At 69.9% G+C, this 15,841-nt stretch carries 16 protein-coding genes; 13 read left to right on the plus strand and 3 right to left on the minus strand.

Features of this window, described 5'->3' with window-relative positions; translation table 11 throughout:
- The 3 genes from HYV93_04070 to HYV93_04080 all read right to left on the minus strand — a co-directional run.
- Positions 1-859 (minus strand): ABC transporter substrate-binding protein (locus HYV93_04070; GenBank protein MBI2525139.1); only part of this gene is annotated, 859 nt, incomplete at its 3' end.
- A gap of 338 nt (positions 860-1,197) precedes the next feature.
- Positions 1,198-1,686: a hypothetical protein gene (locus HYV93_04075; GenBank protein MBI2525140.1), complete on the minus strand. Its 489-nt coding sequence runs from the start codon at positions 1,684-1,686 to the stop codon at positions 1,198-1,200.
- A gap of 138 nt (positions 1,687-1,824) precedes the next feature.
- Positions 1,825-2,439, minus strand: coding sequence for a class I SAM-dependent methyltransferase (locus tag HYV93_04080; protein MBI2525141.1), 615 nt, complete (start codon positions 2,437-2,439; stop codon positions 1,825-1,827).
- Between the two features lie 84 nt (positions 2,440-2,523).
- Between HYV93_04080 and HYV93_04085 the strand changes: the two genes are divergently transcribed.
- From HYV93_04085 to HYV93_04145, 13 genes are all read left to right on the plus strand, one after another.
- Positions 2,524-3,492: an LLM class flavin-dependent oxidoreductase gene (locus tag HYV93_04085; protein MBI2525142.1), complete on the plus strand. Its 969-nt coding sequence runs from the start codon at positions 2,524-2,526 to the stop codon at positions 3,490-3,492.
- Positions 3,489-4,220 carry a 3-deoxy-manno-octulosonate cytidylyltransferase gene (gene kdsB / locus HYV93_04090; GenBank protein MBI2525143.1) on the plus strand — a complete coding sequence of 244 codons (732 nt, stop codon included), beginning with the start codon at positions 3,489-3,491 and terminating at the stop codon, positions 4,218-4,220. The genes HYV93_04085 and kdsB overlap by 4 nt, the downstream gene beginning before the upstream one ends.
- Positions 4,217-5,407: an MFS transporter gene (locus HYV93_04095; GenBank protein MBI2525144.1), complete on the plus strand. Its 1,191-nt coding sequence runs from the start codon at positions 4,217-4,219 to the stop codon at positions 5,405-5,407. The genes kdsB and HYV93_04095 overlap by 4 nt, the downstream gene beginning before the upstream one ends.
- A complete protein-coding gene (locus HYV93_04100; GenBank protein ID MBI2525145.1) occupies positions 5,404-6,798 on the plus strand; it encodes an MFS transporter in 1,395 nt (464 codons plus the stop codon). Before HYV93_04095 ends, HYV93_04100 begins: the two co-directional genes overlap by 4 nt.
- A gap of 189 nt (positions 6,799-6,987) precedes the next feature.
- Positions 6,988-8,355 (plus strand): extracellular solute-binding protein, encoded by a 1,368-nt coding sequence (locus HYV93_04105; protein MBI2525146.1) that lies wholly within the window; start codon positions 6,988-6,990, stop codon positions 8,353-8,355.
- Positions 8,356-8,459: 104 nt separating this feature from the next.
- Positions 8,460-9,305, plus strand: coding sequence for a sugar ABC transporter permease (locus tag HYV93_04110; GenBank protein MBI2525147.1), 846 nt, complete (start codon positions 8,460-8,462; stop codon positions 9,303-9,305).
- Between the two features lie 107 nt (positions 9,306-9,412).
- A complete protein-coding gene (locus HYV93_04115) occupies positions 9,413-10,264 on the plus strand; it encodes a carbohydrate ABC transporter permease (protein MBI2525148.1) in 852 nt (283 codons plus the stop codon).
- Positions 10,265-10,375: 111 nt separating this feature from the next.
- Complete coding sequence (locus tag HYV93_04120) at positions 10,376-10,705, plus strand: hypothetical protein (GenBank protein MBI2525149.1); 330 nt, start codon at positions 10,376-10,378, stop codon at positions 10,703-10,705.
- A gap of 42 nt (positions 10,706-10,747) precedes the next feature.
- On the plus strand, positions 10,748-11,503 hold the full coding sequence (gene dctP / locus HYV93_04125; GenBank protein MBI2525150.1) for a TRAP transporter substrate-binding protein DctP: 756 nt from the start codon (positions 10,748-10,750) through the stop codon (positions 11,501-11,503).
- 95 nt (positions 11,504-11,598) lie between these two features.
- Positions 11,599-12,150 carry a TRAP transporter small permease subunit gene (locus HYV93_04130; protein MBI2525151.1) on the plus strand — a complete coding sequence of 184 codons (552 nt, stop codon included), beginning with the start codon at positions 11,599-11,601 and terminating at the stop codon, positions 12,148-12,150.
- Positions 12,147-13,466 (plus strand): TRAP transporter large permease subunit, encoded by a 1,320-nt coding sequence (locus HYV93_04135; protein ID MBI2525152.1) that lies wholly within the window; start codon positions 12,147-12,149, stop codon positions 13,464-13,466. Before HYV93_04130 ends, HYV93_04135 begins: the two co-directional genes overlap by 4 nt.
- A gap of 90 nt (positions 13,467-13,556) precedes the next feature.
- Positions 13,557-14,651 carry a sn-glycerol-3-phosphate ABC transporter ATP-binding protein UgpC gene (gene ugpC / locus HYV93_04140; protein MBI2525153.1) on the plus strand — a complete coding sequence of 365 codons (1,095 nt, stop codon included), beginning with the start codon at positions 13,557-13,559 and terminating at the stop codon, positions 14,649-14,651.
- 4 nt (positions 14,652-14,655) lie between these two features.
- Positions 14,656-15,840 carry an ABC transporter substrate-binding protein gene (locus tag HYV93_04145; protein ID MBI2525154.1) on the plus strand — a complete coding sequence of 395 codons (1,185 nt, stop codon included), beginning with the start codon at positions 14,656-14,658 and terminating at the stop codon, positions 15,838-15,840.
- The last annotated feature ends 1 nt before the right edge of the window (position 15,841 follow it).

A 15,841-nucleotide genomic window follows, 5' to 3' on the forward strand; every position in this document is an offset into this window, starting at 1 on the left:
GGTAGGCGAGCCCGGGGCTCGCCATGTCCACGCCCTCCAGCGAGTCCACGAAGCCGAAGATCTGCGGCCGCCTGGCGCCGAAGTGCTCGCCCATCTCCTTCACGAACGTGAGCACGCCGGGGCCCACCATGACGTGGTACAGCACCTCGGTGTCGGCCGGCACCCGCGGAAAGTACTTCGTGAACGAGGTCTCGGTGGGTGGGATCGGCACCAGCGCGCGGATGGTGCCGCCCTGCGCCGTCGCCACCTTGCTGAAGAAGTCGCGGTGGTCGTGGCCGAAGGCGTAATCGGGGAAGATCAGCGTCACCTTCTTCCCGAGGTTCTTGAGGATCCACGGCGCGACAGCGGTGACCTGGGCCCGGACATCGGTGATGCCCGGCTGGAAGACGTAGCGGTTGAGCTTGCCCGAGGCCACGTGATACCCCTCGCTCACCACGAGGTAGGGGATCCTGAGCTCCCCCGCCCGCGGTGCCGAGGCGATGACGACGTGGGAGAAGAGGGTGCCGAAGATCATGTCCACCTTGTGATGGGTGGCGAGCTTCTCGACCACCTCCGCCCCGCGCTTCGGGTCCGTCCCGTCATCCTCGGCGACGATCTCGATCTGGCGGCCGCCGATGCCGCCCTTCTCGTTGATGAGCTTCACCGCGGCGGTGGTCGCGCGCTCGTACCACCGGCCGTACACGGCGCCGATCCCGGTCCGGTGCACCTGGAAGCCGAGCCGCAGGGGGCCCTGCCCCGCCTGGGCCGCCGCGCGGCGCACGAGGGGCCCCGCCAGCGTCGCGCCCGCCGCCGCGGCTCCCGCGCCCTTCAGGACACTCCGCCTCGAGACGCTCCCCGCTCCGCCGATGGCTTCAATCATGGTCCGTCCCTCCGCTCCTCAAGGGTGTGCGCTGGCTCCCACGCCGGCCGGCCAGTCCGCATCATGCATGCACCCGCGGCCCCCATCCGGAAAGTCGGCAAGTCCTGTCGCGCCAGCCTCACTCACCCGGCCCATTCGTGACACGGCGGCGCCCCGGGGCGGGCCGCCGCGGCCTGACGCGGTCGGGAGCCGCGGGGTGCCCGCCCCCGAAGGCGTTGCGGCTTGACCCCGGGCGAAGGGCTGGCGCCGGACCCGTGGGGTGGCGGCGCGGTGCGCTCCGCGCCGTCTGGGGGCCCCGCCCGCCGCGTCATCCGGCGACTCGCCCGTCCGCGCATGAATCATCGCACTAATAGCATGGGCGGCCGTCCGGACTCAACCCGGGGGCCTATCCGGCCGTCGGCGCTGACAGGAGCCAGAGGCCGAGCATGGTTCCATGGATTCAGGACGACCCAGAGGTTGCCCAGCGCCGCATGCAGAAAGGTCAAACCTATCCACCAGACTGTCCAGACGAAGAGCGGGAGCGGGTTCTCCAGCGGGTCGCGGCTTCCCACGCGCCCCGCCGCGAGCAGCGCGATGACGACTCCGAGCGACAGGAGGCTCGCCGCGGCGGCGAGCGCACCGCCGCCGGGGAGGCGCCTGACCCCGACACGGATCCCGGTGGCCTCCAGGCGCGCGAAGAGCCGGGCGGGCACCAGCGCCACGAGCACGAAGGAGGCCACGACGACGAGGGCGCCGCCGACCACGTAGAGACGAGTCGGCAGCAGGAGGATCAGGGCCCCGGCGCCCACATGCGCGCCCGCGGCAATGGGCACCGCCGCGACGGCCATCCCAGCCACCGCGGGGTCAGGTCTTGCATTACGACATCGGAGCGGTTCCGGTGCTGCATGGCGAGAAGCGTCAGGCCCCTGGACATCGAGCTCCGCCGGGAGCCCAGCTGTGCCGGAGCCGGGGCGACGTGTTGGATTTCAAGACCTGACCCCAAGGCCCTTGTAGAGGTAGGTGAAGGGGCGCGGGCCCCGATTGTATCCCCGCTCGATCTCGGTGATGCGGAATCCGCCCGAGGCGATCAGGGTGTCCATGGGGCGGTTGAGATGGCATCCGCCTGCCAGTCGCTGCCAGACGGGGTCGAGGCGGTTCTGCCAGGCCAGCACTCCCGGGTCGGGCGACCGCCCGTGCTCGATGAAGATGAAGTGCCCCCCGGGCCTGAGGACCCGCCTCAGCTCCGCCAGCACCCGCGCGGGATCCGGGACCGAGCACAGCGTCCAGGTGCTCACTGCCGTGTCCACGCTCCCATCCGGGAGCGGGATGGCCTCCGCGGAGCCAGTGATGAGGTCCACGGGGAAGCGGACGTGCCGCAGTCTCCGGCGCGCCATCCGCGCGAGCTCCGGCGAGGGGTCGAGGCCGTAGAGCCGCGCGACGGCAGGCCCGTAGAGGGCGAAGTTGAGCCCGGAGCCCACGCCCACCTCGAGCACGGTGCCTTCGGCGCCGGGCACGAGCTTCTCGCGCTCCGCCATGACGTCTCGGCTTCGCATCGCGAGGTCGATGAGCCGGGGCAGCACGTGGCGCGCGTAGAGACCCACGGGCCCATGATACCCGCGCCCGGCCCTCGTGCTAGCATGAGTCTCCATGACGACACTATTCAGGCGACAGGGAGAGACCCAGCCGTGAGTACTCCACGCATCAACGTCGGCGTGCTTCTTCCGACTCGGGAGGCCGTCATGTCGGGGCGCCCGGAGGCCGCCCCGCTCCTCGAGATGGCCGAGCGGGCCGAGGCCGCCGGCTACGACTCCGTGTGGGTGGGCGACTCGCTCCTGGCGCGGCCGCGCTTCGAGCCGCTGACGCTCCTCGCAGCCACGGCAGCCCGCACGCGTCGCGTGACGCTCGGCACGGCCGTGCTCCTGCCCGCGCTGCGCCACCCGCTGCTGCTCGCCCATGCCGTCGCCTCGGTGGATCGCATCGCCGAGGGCCGGCTCGTTCTGGGCGTCGGCATCGCGCCGGACACCCCCGGGGTCCGCAAGGAGTTCGAGGCGGCGGGCGTACCGTTCAGGGAGCGCGTGGGACGGCTGGTCGAGACCATGGCGCTCTGCCGCCGGCTCTGGGCGCCGGAGGCCGCGGGGGGACCCGTGTCCTTCGAGGGCCGTTACTGGAAGCTCGCCGGCGCGCAGATCCTGCCGGCGCCCGCGCGGGCCGGCGGGCCCCCGATCTGGATGGGCGGCGAGGTGGAGGGGGCGCTGCGCCGGGCCGGACGTAGCGCCGACGGCTGGTTCCCCAACAGCCGCGCGCCACAAGTGTACCGCGACGGCTGGGCCACGGTCCTGCGCGAGGCCGGCCAGAGCGGCCGGCCTGCCTCCGCCATCGCGTCCGCGCTGTACACCACCATCAACATCGGGCCCGACACGAAGGCGGCCGAGGCCGAGATGCGCAGCTTCATCGAGGGCTATTACGGCGCGCCCTACGAGGTCATCGCGGCGCGCTGGGGCCACTACGCCGGCAGCCCCGAGGGCTGCCTCGAGTGGCTGGGCGCGTTCAGAGAGGCTGGCGCACGCCACATCGTGCTGCGCTTCGCGAGCGCCGACCAGGCCGCCCAGATGGAGCGCGCGACCCGGTTCCTGCTGCCCCGGCTCAGGGGATGAAGGTCCTCGGCATCATCCCGGCCCGCCTCCACTCGACCCGGCTGCCGCGCAAGGTGCTGCGCGAGATCGCCGGGCTACCCATGGTCGTCCAGGTCCATCGGAGCGCGCGGCGCTCGTCGCTGCTCTCGGACCTGCTCGTGGCGACGGACTCGGAGGAGGTGGCGGACGCGTGCCGGGCTCACGGCGTCCCGGCCGTCATGACCTCGCCCGATCACCCCTCGGGCACCGACCGGCTCTGGGAGGTGTCGCGCGCCCGGGCGGCGGAGGTCTATGTCAACATCCAGGGCGACGAGCCGCTGGTCACGCCCGGACACATCGAGCGGCTGGTCACCCCCTTCCTCGACGACCCCGACGTCCAGGTCACGACGCTCAAGATCCGCGCCACTCCCGAGGAGGTCGCGAGCCGCACGGCCAACAAGGTCGTGACGAGCGCCCGGGGCGACGCTCTCTACTTCTCGCGGCTGCCCATCCCCTGCGACCGGGAGGGCCGGGGCGGCGTCACGTACTGGAAGCACGTGGGGCTCTACGCCTACCGGCGCGCCGCGCTCGAGACCTTCCACGCGCTGCCGCCCTCGTCCCTCGAGCAGGCCGAGAAGCTCGAGCAGCTGCGTCTCCTCGAGCACGGGATCCCGATCCGCGTGGTGGAGACCGACGAGGAGACGATCGGCGTGGACACCGAGGAGGACCTTCGCGCCGCCGAGGCCCGGCTGGCGGCCCGCGTCCGGTGACCAATCGCTGGGCGATCCTGGCGCTCATCACGGGCGCGCAGACCATGGCCAATGTCGGCCCCCTCGGCATCCCCGCGATCGCGCCGCTGATCCGCGACAGCCTGGGGCTCAGCATGACGCAGGCGGGCTCCTTCCTCTCGGCCTACTATGTCGGCGCGGCGCTCATGTCGCTGCCCGCCGGCTGGATGGGGGACCGCTGGGGCGTGCTCTTCACCATGGCCGGGGGACAGGCCCTGATCGCGCTGGGGCTCTTCGCCGTCTCCGGGTCCGGTTCCTTCCCCGTCCTCATCGCCCTCATGATCCTGGCCGGCGCCGGCTACGGCATGCTCAACCCCACCACCGCCAAGGCCGTCATGTCGTGGTTCCCGCGCCGGCAGCGCGCCACCGTGGTGGGGCTCAAGCAGGTCGGGCTGCCGTTCGGCGGCGCGGTGGGCGCCCTCCTGATGCCGCCGCTGGCGCTCGGCCTGGGCTGGCGGCCGGCCGTGGCGCTGTCGGCCTCGCTGGTCGCGCTCCTGGCGGGGCTCACGTGGCTCGGCTACCGGGACCCACCGAGGAGCGAGCTGGAGGCCCCCGTCCGTCAGGAGGGCTCGCTGCGCGCCGTCCTCCGGAACCGCGATCTCTGGCTGGTCGCCACCGCCACCCTCGTCTTCGCGGGCATGCAGACGGTGTGGATGGCCTTCCTCGTGCTCTACCTCCAGGAGAAGGTGCGCGTGCCGCTGGTGACGGCGGCGCGCTACCTCGTGATGGCGCAGGTGACCGGCATGGCGGGGCGCGTGGCCTTCGGCCTGCTCTCCGACCGGCTCCTCGGCGGCCGCCGCCGCATCGTGCTCGTCATCGCGGGGATCGGCTCCACTGTCTGCTCCTTCGTCATGGCGACGACAGGCCCGGACACCGGCGGGTGGCTGCTGGCGCCCCTGGCCCTCTGTTTCGGCTTCTTCGGCATCGGCTGGAACGGCGTGCAGCACACCCTCATGGCGGAGCTGGCCGGCCCCCGCGCGGCCGGCACGGCCGTGGGGCTCGGGCTGGCCATCTCCTCCCTCGGCGTCTCGGTGTGGCCGCCGCTCTTCGGTCTCCTCGTCGAGCGCGTCGGCGACTTCACCGTGCCGTGGACCGCGCTCGGGCTCAGCATGGCCTTCGCCCTCTGCTTGCTCGTTCCCGTGCGGGAGGGGAGAATGGGCCTCGCATGATGCCTGCCTCGTCCTACCGCTGGGTGATCCTCGGCGCCGCCTTCCTCATCATCGCCATGTCCATCGGCACGCTGTTCACGCTGGCAGTGTTCCTCGAGCCGATGGAGAGGAGCCTCGGCTGGAGCCGGGCGAGCATCGGCGCCATCGGCTTCTTCAACTGGATCGTGATGGGCGCCGGCGGCTTCGTCGCGGGCTACTTCTCCGACCGCTTCGGCACCCGCATCGTCGTGCTCATCGGCAGCGGGCTCCTGGGGGCGGGGCTCCTGCTCTCGAGCCAGGTCTCGGCCGTGTGGCAGTTCTACCTGACCTTCGGGCTCATGGTGGGGGGCGGCGTGAGCGCCTTCTACGTGCCGCTCACCGTCACCGCCGTGAAGTGGTTCGGCGGGAGCCGCGGGATGGCGGCCGCCGTGGTCTCGGCGGGCAACGGCCTCGGCATCCTCGCGCTGTCGCCGCTCTCGCGCTGGCTCATCAACGAGTTCGAGTGGCGCACCGCCTTCGTCGTCCTCGGCGACCTCGCCTGGCTCATCGTCATTCCCGCCGCCCTCCTCCTCCGCACCCCCCCCACCCCCGCCGAGGACGACCGCGGCTGGGGGAGTGCGGGGGCCATGTCTGGGCCCCCGCAGATGGTAGAGAGTCAGGCCCGACACCTCGTGCCAAGTGAAGGCATGGCGGGGGCCATGTCTGGGCCCCCGCAGATGGTAGAGAGTCAGGCCCGACACCTCGTGCGAGGTGAAGGCATGGCGGGGACCATGTCCGGGCGGAACCTCGCTGTCACGCCCGGCATGGCCGCGCTGGGGGTCTGGCGCTCGTGGCCCTTCTGGGCCATCGCCCTCACCCACTTCGCCTGCTGCGCGGCCCACTCGGGCCCCCTCTTCCACATGGTCTCCCACGCGATCGACCTGGGGATCGGCAAGATGGCTGCCGCCGGCATCCTCGGGGCCTCCGGCTTCTCCTCCATCTTCGGCCGCATCGGCACCGGCATGGTGGCCGACCGGGTCGGCGCCAAGCCCACGCTCCTGGCCGCGCTGGCGCTGCAGGCCGTGATGATCTCGTCGTTCCTGCTGACTTCCGACCTCGGCGCGATGTATGGGCTGGCGCTGGTCTTCGGCGTGGCCTATGGCGGGGCCATGCCGCTCTACGCGCTGGTCACGCGCGAGTACTTCGGCGAGCGCGTCATGGGCACGGCCTACGGCGCCGTGTTCTTCATCTCCTGCATCGGGATGGGGATCGGCTCCTATGCGGGCGGCGCCATCCACGACGCGCTCGGGTCGTACACCTGGCTCTTCCTCGGCTCCTTCGCCATCGGGAGCATGGCCGTGGCGCTGGGCGTGACGCTGCGCCCGCCGGCGAGGCAGCCGGCCGGCGCCATGGTCGCCGTTGACACGCACTAGGTTCTTTGCTACAGAATCGGCACGCGCTACCCAGCCGGCCGATCACCCCTCGAGCCTGGTGACGTCCCTCACGAGGCGCAATCCTCGCGGACGGAGGCTGCCCGCCGCGGGGATCGGTCAGGCGGGACGCGGCCGGGCGGAACGCTCGCCACCTCACGACGGTTCACTCAGCCAAGGAGGACCAGCGCCATGGAGACATCCAGGCCGGAGGACAAGAGCTCGAGCCAGCCGCAGATGGCCCGCCGGACCTTCATCAGGACCGCCGGGGTGGCGGCCGCCGCCGCGGTCGGCATCGAGGGGATCCTGGCGGCGCGGCGGGCGCCCGCCTTCGCCCAGGGGACGAAGCTGCACATCGTCCGCTGGAACGACTTCATCCCCGAGGCGGACGTGTGGCTCAAGAAGGAAGGGATGCCCGCGGCCTCCAAGGCCCTGGGCGCCGAGGTGACGATCGAGACCATCGGCTTCAACGACCTCCAGCCGCGCATCACGGCGGCCGTGCAGTCGGGGTCGGGGGCCGACATCTTCATGCTCTACTACAACTGGCCGCACCTCTACGCCAATGCGCTGGTGGACGTCAGCGACGTGGCCGGCGAGGTGGCCAAGGCCCAGGGCGGCTTCTACGGCGTGTTCGAGCCGTCCATGAGGGTCGGGGGCAAGTGGCTCGGCATGCCCCACTCCATCGTGGGCAACACCATCGCCTACCGGAAGTCCTGGTTCAAGGAGGTCGGGTTCAGCGAGTTCCCCAAGACCTGGGAGGAGCTGCGCAAGGCCGCGGCCGCGCTCAAGAAGAAGGGCAAGCCGTATGGCCAGACGCTCGGCCACACCTTCGGGGATGCCCCCACCTGGGCCTATCCGCTCATGTGGTCGTTCGGCGGGGCCGAGACGGACAAGAGCGGCAAGAAGGTGGCGGTGAACTCCAAGGGCACGCTCGACTCGGTCAAGTACATGACGGCGCTGTGGAAGGAGGGCTGCGACGAGGGGGGGCTGGCCTGGGACGACTCCAACAACAACCGGGCCTTCCACGCGGGCGAGATCTGCGCCAGCCTCAATGGCGCCTCCATCTACATCGTGGCCAAGCGGCAGAAGGACAAGCTCAAGGACGAGAAGGGGGAGCCGCTCTATCTCGACATCGACCACGGCCTCTTCCCGCTGGCCGGGGGGGCGGGGCAGTTCCCGCTCTACTTCTCCAACGGCCACGGCATCATGAAGTACTCGAAGAACCAGAAGCTCGCCAAGGACCTCCTGCGCTGGATCCACAAGAAGGAGAACTTCGAGAAGTGGTTCGAGGTCTGCGAGGGGTACAGCGTGGCCCCCACCACCGACTGGGAGAAGCACGCCATGTGGGGGAAGATCGACAAGCCGCTGCAGATGTTCCGGACGGCCGCCCGCAACACGCGGATCTTCGGCTACGCCGGGCCCGCCACGGCCAAGTCCACCGAGGTGTACTCGAAGTACATCATCGTGGACATGTACGCCAACGCCGCCTCCGGGAAGATGAAGCCGGAGCAGGCCGTCAAGTGGGCCGAGACCGAGCTCAAGAAGATCTACGAGGCCTGACGCCGGAGGCGTAGGCCGGGACCCACGTGAAGCGGCCGATCGCGGGGGGCGCCGCCGGAGTCGAGGTGGCGCTCCCCCACCCGCGGGCGGCCGGGCCGGGCCCGATGGCCCGTCTCCTCGAGAGCGAGCGGCTCCTCGCCACCCTCCTGCTGACGCCGACCGTCCTCCTCCTCGGCGTCTTCATCGCCTACCCCAGCGTCGGCAACGCCGGCCAGTTCGTCGGCCTCAAGAACTTCGCCAAGGCGTGGGACGACTCGATCTTCCAGACCGCGTTCGCGAACACGTTCTTCTACACGTTCTGGGCCACCATCTTCAAGCTGGCCCTGGGGATGTGGGTGGCGCTGCTCCTCAACCGCGTCTTCCGGGGCATGCGCCTCGTGCGGGCCGCCATGCTGCTCCCCTTCATCATCCCCACGGTGCTCAGCACCTTCGCCTGGCGCTGGATGTTCGACCCGAGCTTCAGCGTGCTCAACTGGACGCTCTACAAGAGCGGCCTCATCGTGACCAAGCTTCCCTTCCTCTCTGACGGGACGTGGGCCCTCTGGTGCGCCATCGTGATCAACACCTGGCGCGGCATGCCCTTCTTCGCCATCACGCTCCTGGCCGGGCTGCAGACCATCAACCCCGACCTCCACGAGGCCGCCGCCCTCGACGGCGCCAATGGCTGGAAGCGCTTCTGGCACGTCACCTGGCCGCTGCTCAAGCCCGTCACCATCGTCGTGGTGGTGTTCTCCATCATCCAGACCTTCGCCGACTTCCAGCTGATCTACGTGCTCACCGGCGGCGGGCCGGCCAACTCCACCCACCTCCTGGCCACCTACGCCTATCAGCTCGGCGTGGCGACGGGGCTCCTGGGGGAGGGGGCGGCGGTGTCGCTCTTCATGTTCCCGGTCCTCTTCGCCGTGGTGTGCGTCCAGCTCTGGTACGTGCGCCGCATGGAGGGCGCCTAGTGCCCACCGGGGGCTGGACGAACGCGCACGGGGGCCCTGCGGCACGCCAGCCGGTGGGGGGGTCTGGGGGAGGAGCGGCGGCCATCGCTCCCCCCCAGGAGGGATAAATGGTCATCGAGCGGCGCTGGAAGCGGTGGGTGTTCTTCCGCATCCCGCTGGCGGCCTTCGTCGTGGGCACGCTCTTCCCCTTCTACTGGATGCTCGTCACCGCGATCCGCCCGGACCACGAGCTCTACCGGTCGTGGCGGGCGGTCAACAACGCCCCGTTCTGGACGCTCCAGCCCACCCTGGCCCATGTCCAGGACCTCCTGGCGCGGACCACGTTCCTGCACTGGCTCTGGAATACCTTCTTCATCGCCTGCGCCTCCACGGGCATCTCGCTCTTCTGCGGGCTCCTGGCGGGCTACGCCCTGGCCCGGCTCCGCTTCCCCATGGCCGGGCCACTCGGCACCGGGATCTTCGTGACCTACCTGGTGCCGCCGACCCTCCTCTTCATCCCGCTGGCGGACATCATCCGCAACTTCCAGCTCGGCAACACGCCGTGGGCCCTCATCCTCACCTACCCGACCTTCCTCATCCCCTTCTGCACCTGGCTCCTCATGGGGTACTTCAAGACCATCCCGAGGGAGCTCGAGGAGTGCGCGCGGATCGACGGGGCCACGCGCTTCGGGGCGATGGTCCGCATCGTCTTTCCCATCGCCCTCCCGGGCATCCTATCGGCGGGGATCTTCGCCTTCACGCTCTCCTGGAACGAGTTCATCTACGCCCTCATCTTCATCTCCTCGCCGGAGCGCAAGACCGTCCCCGTGGGCGTGGTCTCGGAGCTGATCCGCGGGGACATCTACTTCTGGGGGCAGCTCATGGCCGGGGCCCTGCTGGGGTCGGTGCCGGTGGCGCTGGTCTACTCGTTCTTCGTGGAGCACTACGTCGCCGGCCTCACCGGCTCGGTGAAGGGGTAGCCGGCCGGCCGAAGTGCGCCCTTGACATGTGGTTCTCGCCTTCCTAGAATCCCGCCACACCCGGTTTCCAGCCGCAGGTCCCACCCAACCCGTCCCCAGGGAGGTGCCAACATGACCACACGGACATGGCGAGGCTTCGGAACCGCGGCCGCCCTGCTGGCGGCCGCCATCATGGTGGGGGGCGCGCTTGCCCCGCCCCCTGCCACGGCCCAGCAGCCCGTCACCCTCAAGATGCAGGCCAGCTGGCCGGCCGCCCTGACCCTCTACGACAACTTCAAGATGTTCGCCGAGCGGGTCGAGAAGCTCTCCGCCGGGAAGCTCAAGATCGAGGCGCTCCCCGCCGGCGCCATCGTGCCCGCCTTCGAGGTGCTGGACGCGACCAACAAGAAGGTGATCGACGGCGCCCACACCTGGGCCGCCTACTGGACAGGCAAGCACTAGGCGGCCGTCCTGTTCACGGGCGGGCCGGGCGGCACCTTCGGCATGGATTTCATCGACGCCATGGGCTGGATGTTCGAGGGCGGCGGGCTGGAGCTCTACCAGCAGTTCTACAAGGACATCCTCAAGCTCAACGTGGTGGTGATCCCGATCCTCCCCGCCGGCCCCCAGGCGTTCGGCTGGTTCAAGCGGCCCATCAAGAACCTGGCCGACTTCAAGGGCATGAAGTGCCGCCAGACCGGCATCGCCGCCGAGGTCTTCACCGCGATGGGGATGAGCGTGGTGAACATGCCCGGCGGCGAGATCATCCCGGCGGCGCAGCGAGGGGTGATCGACTGCGCCGAGTGGGTGGGCGGCGTCGAGGACCTCAAGCTCGGCTTCCACAACGTGTGGAAGTACCACTACACGCCGGGCATGCACGAGAACGTCACGATCGGCGAGCTGCTCGTCAACAAGGACGTCTGGGACAGCCTCGGGGCGCAGAACCAGGAGATCGTCAAGTCCGCGGCGATGGAGACGTTCTTCCGCTGGTGGATGCGCTGGCAGCGGCAGAACGCCGACGCCATCAAGGAGCTGCAGGAGAAGCACAAGGTCCAGATCCTGAAGACCCCCGACGACATCCTGTACGCCTTCCTCAAGGCCTGGGACAAGGTCGCGGCGCAGGAGGCCGAGAAGGACCCCTTCTTCAAGAAGACGCTGGAGTCCCAGCGGAAGTACGCGTCCATCGTCGTCCCGGCCAAGCGCTTCATGTTCCCGACCTACAACTTCGCGGCCGACTACTACTGGCCGGTGAAGAAGTAGGACGGCCGGGCCCAAGGGCACGGAGGGGCTAGCCGGTCGCTAGCCCCTCCCTCCGTCCTCGCCTCCCCGCATCGACCCAGGAGGATCCGCAGCGTATGCCACAGCCCCCGCCCGGCCTGCTGAAGATCATCCGCGGCATCGACAGCTTCACCGAGTACTCCGGGAAGGCCGTCGCCTTCCTGATCTTCCCGCTGGTCTTCGGGCTCACCTGGGAGGCCATCTCGCGCTACCTCCTGAACGCGCCGACCATCTGGGCTTTCGACCTCTCGTACATGCTCTACGCGGCGTTCTTCATGCTGGGCGCCCACTTCGCGCTCCTCCGGGGCGCCCACATCAGGACCGACATGCTGTGGGAGAAGTTCTCGGACCGGACCAAGGGGCTCATCGACGCCAGCGCCTACGTGTTCTTCGTCTTCCCCGGCATGATCCTCCTCTTCTACGCCAGCGTGGACGAGGCCTGGCACGCCTTCACAATCTGGGAGCGCTCGGAGCAGACCGCCTGGCGCCCGATCATCTGGCCCTTCAAGGGTCTGGTGCCGCTGACCGCGGTCCTCATCCTGATCCAGGCGGTCTCGGAGCTGCTCAAGAGCCTCTACGCCGCCCGGACGGGCACGATGCTCTCCAAGCGGGAAGGCGTCGAGATATGACCGGCGGCGAGCTGCTCGGCATCATCATGCTGACGATCATGATCGGGGTGATCTTCATCGGCTTCCCGATCGCCTTCACCCTCCTGCTCCTGGCGCTCGCGTTCGGCTATTTCGGCCTCGGGGCCATCACCTTCGACCTGGCCTACTTCCAGGCCATCGGCCTCATGAAGGAGCAGATCTTCGCCGCCGTCCCGCTCTTCATCTTCATGGGCTACGTCGTCGAGCAGGCCGGGCTGATGGAGCGCCTGTTCCGCGCCGTCCGGGACGCCCTCGCGCCGCTCAAGGGCGCCCTCTACATCGCGGTCATCCTGACGGCCACGATCTTCGCCATGGCCACCGGCATCGTCGGGGCCGCCGTCACCGTGCTCGGCATCATGGCGGCGCCCATCATGATCAAGTCCGGCTACAGCCCCCGCCTGTCGGCGGGCGCCATCGCGGCCGGCGGCACCCTCGGCATCCTGATCCCGCCGAGCGTCATGCTGATCGTGATGGGGCCCGTCATCAACGTGTCGGTGGCCCAGCTCTACGCCGCCTCCTTCGGCCCGGGGTTCCTGCTGGCGTGCATGTACATCGCCTACTGCCTCCTCCGCAGCTTCCTGAACCCCAGGCTGGGCCCGCCGGTGCCTCTCGACGAGCGGCCCACATCGGCCGGGAAGGTGCTCTGGGAGCTGGTCGTGGGCGTCCTGCCGCTGGGCGCCCTGATCGCCTCCACGCTCGGCACGATCATGGCGGGGCTCGTCACCCCCACCGAGGCGGCGGCCATGGGGGCCTCGGGGGCGATCCTCCTGACCATCCTCTACGGCCGCTTCACGCTCAAGGGGCTCAAGCAGGCGGCCTACCAGACCTGCACGACCGCCAGCATGGTGCTCTTCCTGGCCGTGGCCTCCAATGTCTTCGGCGCCGTGTTCTCGCGGCTCGGGTCGGCCACCGTGGTCACCAACGCCATGATCCAGCTCCCGCTCCCCCCATTCGGGATGCTGCTCCTGGTGCAGCTCCTGATCTTTCTCCTCGGGTGGCCGTTCGAGTGGCCAGCTATCATCCTGGTCTTCCTGCCGATCTTCTGGCCGGTGATCGAGGCCCTGAAGTTCGATCCGGTGTGGGTGGGGGTGCTGATCGCCGTCAACCTCCAGACGGCCTTCCTGTCGCCGCCCGTCGCGATGTCGGCCTACTACCTCAAGTCGGTGGTGCCCCAGTGGGACCTGCGCACGATCTATGGCGGCATGGCCGATTTCATGATCATCCAGGTCATCGGGCTCGTCCTCGTGATGCTCTTCCCGCAGATCGCCCTCTGGTTCCCGGGCTGGCTCTTCGGCTAGCGCGGCGGGGATGGACTACAATATCTCCGGCCTCACCGCCGGGAGCACCAAGGGCTGAGGCGGACCCCGGGGGCCACGGAAGAGGGACTCATGGCACAGGTCGTGCTCAAGGATCTCAACAAGAAGTTCGACGAGGTCCACGCCGTCAAGGACGTGAACCTCACCATCCGCGACAAGGAGTTCATGGTCTTCGTCGGGCCCTCGGGCTGCGGCAAGACCACGACGCTCCGGATGGTGGCGGGCCTCGAGGAGATCACCTCGGGGGAGATCCAGATCGGCGACCGCGTCGTCAACGACCTGCCCCCCAAGGACCGGGACATCGCCATGGTGTTCCAGAACTACGCGCTCTACCCGCACATGAGCGTCTACGACAACATGGCCTTCGGGCTCAAGATGCGGAAGTTCCCCAAGGCCGAGATCGCCAAGCGCGTGCAGGACGCGGCGGAGATCCTCGGGATCCAGGAGCTCTTGAAGCGCAAGCCGCGGCAGCTCTCCGGCGGCCAGCGGCAGCGCGTGGCCGTCGGGCGGGCCATCGTGCGCCACCCGCAGGTGTTCCTCTTCGACGAGCCGCTGTCCAACCTGGACGCCAAGCTCCGCGTCCAGATGCGCGTGGAGCTCAAGCGGCTGCACGAGCGGCTCGAGACGACCGCCATCTACGTGACCCACGATCAGGTGGAGGCCATGACGCTCGGCAGCCGGGTGGTCGTCATGAAGGACGGCTGGGTCCAGCAGGTGGGCGAGCCCATGGAGATCTACACCAGGCCGCAGAACCGGTTCGTGGCGGGCTTCATCGGCTCGCCCGCGATGAACTTCATCCCCACGAGGATCGCCGAGGCCGGCGGCACGCTCTACGCCGAGGCCTCCGGGATCAAGGTGAAGGTGCCGCCGCACGTGGCCGGGAAGCTCGGCGCCTACACGGGCCGCGCCGTCACCCTCGGCGTCAGGCCCGAGGACCTCCGCGTCGGGACGAGCACCGAATCGTCGGACTTCGCCTTCGACGCCGTCGTGGACGTGGTGGAGCCGCTGGGGGCCGAGATCCTGCTCGACACCACGGCGGCCGCGCAGTCGGTGGTGGCGCGCGTGGAGCCGATGGTCCGGACGCGGCCGCACGAGAAGATCCGGCTCGCTCTCGTGCCCGAGCGCATCCACTTCTTCGATCCGCAGACCGAAGACGTCATCCGCTAGCGCCGTGCTGCTCCGCGCCCTCCCCCTCGCGCTCGCGGCGTGCCTGGGCGCGGCGGGCGCGCTGCCGGTCCGGGCCGCCGAGCCCCTCGCCATCGGGGAGATCAACCCGCGCACCGGCGCCCTGGCGCTCCAGGGGACGAGCGTCCACCAGGGCATCGCGCTGGCCGTGGAGGAGCAGAACGCGCGCGGCGGCATCGGCGGCCGCCCGCTGGCGCTCCTCTCCCGCGACGACGAGGGTCGGCCGGAGCGGGCCCTGGCCGCCGCCGAGGAGCTCGCGGGACGCCACCGGGTCGTGGCGTTGATCGGCGGCTACGTGGACAGCCTGGTGGGGCCCGTGGGGGAGGTGGCGGACCGGTCCCGGATCCCCTACCTCGCCACGGCCTCCCTCGACGAGCGGCTGACCCGGCGCGGCAACCGCCACTTCTTCCGCGTGTCGGGCCTCGAGGCTTATGTCCGGGTGACGACGGGCGTGGTCCAGGACGTCTTCAAGGCCGAGCGGGTGGCCATCCTCTACTCGCAGACGCCCGGCGCCTCGCAGCTCGCGCGTCGCCAGAAGGAGCTCTTCGAGCGGGCCGGGATCCGGGTCCCCGTCTTCGAGCCGTTCAGCCCCGGCCTCTCCGACTTCACTCCACTCCTGGCCCGGGTCCGCGACCAGCGGGCCGACGTCCTGCTGTCCGACACCTTCTTCGCCGATCACCTGCTGCTCGTGCGCCAGATGACCCGGGCCGGGATCCGGATCCGGGCCTTCGTGGGGGCCTTCGGCATGGAGTTCCCCGGGGTGATCCGCGAGCTGGGCCCGGCCAGCGAGGGGCTCTACGGGACCAGCTCGTGGCAGCCGGGAGTCATGCTCGGCGGCCGCGAGGCGGAGTCGCGCGCCTTCATCGAGGCCTACTCCAGGCGGTTCGGCGCCGCGCCCGTCCCGCTCAGCATGCACGGCTATGCCGCGGCCCGCGCGCTCCTCACGGCCCTGGAGGCGCTGGCGCGCGCGGGCAAGCCGATCACGGGAGAGACCGCCCGCGACGCGCTGGCCGCGGTGGATCTCGATACCCCGCTGGGCCGGATCAAGTTCGACGAGCGGGGCGAGCCCCTCTTCTACGAGCGGGTGATCGTCCAGATCCAGGGCGGCCGGCACGTCGTCGTCTACCCGCGGGAACGGGCCACCGCCCCCCCGATCCTGCCGGGGCGCTGAC

This window comes from Candidatus Rokuibacteriota bacterium (assembly GCA_016188005.1).
Classification (GTDB): Bacteria; Methylomirabilota; Methylomirabilia; order Rokubacteriales; family CSP1-6; genus UBA12499.

Bases quoted from the DNA above. Each gene is read 5' to 3' on its own strand.
- kdsB (MBI2525143.1), top strand. From the start codon at position 3,489: ATGAAGGTCCTCGGCATCATCCCGGCCCGCCTCCACTCGACCCGGCTG.
- HYV93_04100 (MBI2525145.1), top strand. From the start codon at position 5,404: ATGATGCCTGCCTCGTCCTACCGCTGGGTGATCCTCGGCGCCGCCTTC.
- HYV93_04075 (MBI2525140.1), bottom strand. From the start codon at position 1,686: ATGGCCGTCGCGGCGGTGCCCATTGCCGCGGGCGCGCATGTGGGCGCC.
- HYV93_04130 (MBI2525151.1), top strand. From the start codon at position 11,599: ATGCCACAGCCCCCGCCCGGCCTGCTGAAGATCATCCGCGGCATCGAC.
- HYV93_04105 (MBI2525146.1), top strand. From the start codon at position 6,988: ATGGAGACATCCAGGCCGGAGGACAAGAGCTCGAGCCAGCCGCAGATG.
- HYV93_04120 (MBI2525149.1), top strand. From the start codon at position 10,376: ATGACCACACGGACATGGCGAGGCTTCGGAACCGCGGCCGCCCTGCTG.
- ugpC (MBI2525153.1), top strand. From the start codon at position 13,557: ATGGCACAGGTCGTGCTCAAGGATCTCAACAAGAAGTTCGACGAGGTC.
- HYV93_04115 (MBI2525148.1), top strand. From the start codon at position 9,413: ATGGTCATCGAGCGGCGCTGGAAGCGGTGGGTGTTCTTCCGCATCCCG.
- HYV93_04110 (MBI2525147.1), top strand. From the start codon at position 8,460: ATGGCCCGTCTCCTCGAGAGCGAGCGGCTCCTCGCCACCCTCCTGCTG.
- dctP (MBI2525150.1), top strand. From the start codon at position 10,748: ATGGATTTCATCGACGCCATGGGCTGGATGTTCGAGGGCGGCGGGCTG.
- HYV93_04135 (MBI2525152.1), top strand. From the start codon at position 12,147: ATGACCGGCGGCGAGCTGCTCGGCATCATCATGCTGACGATCATGATC.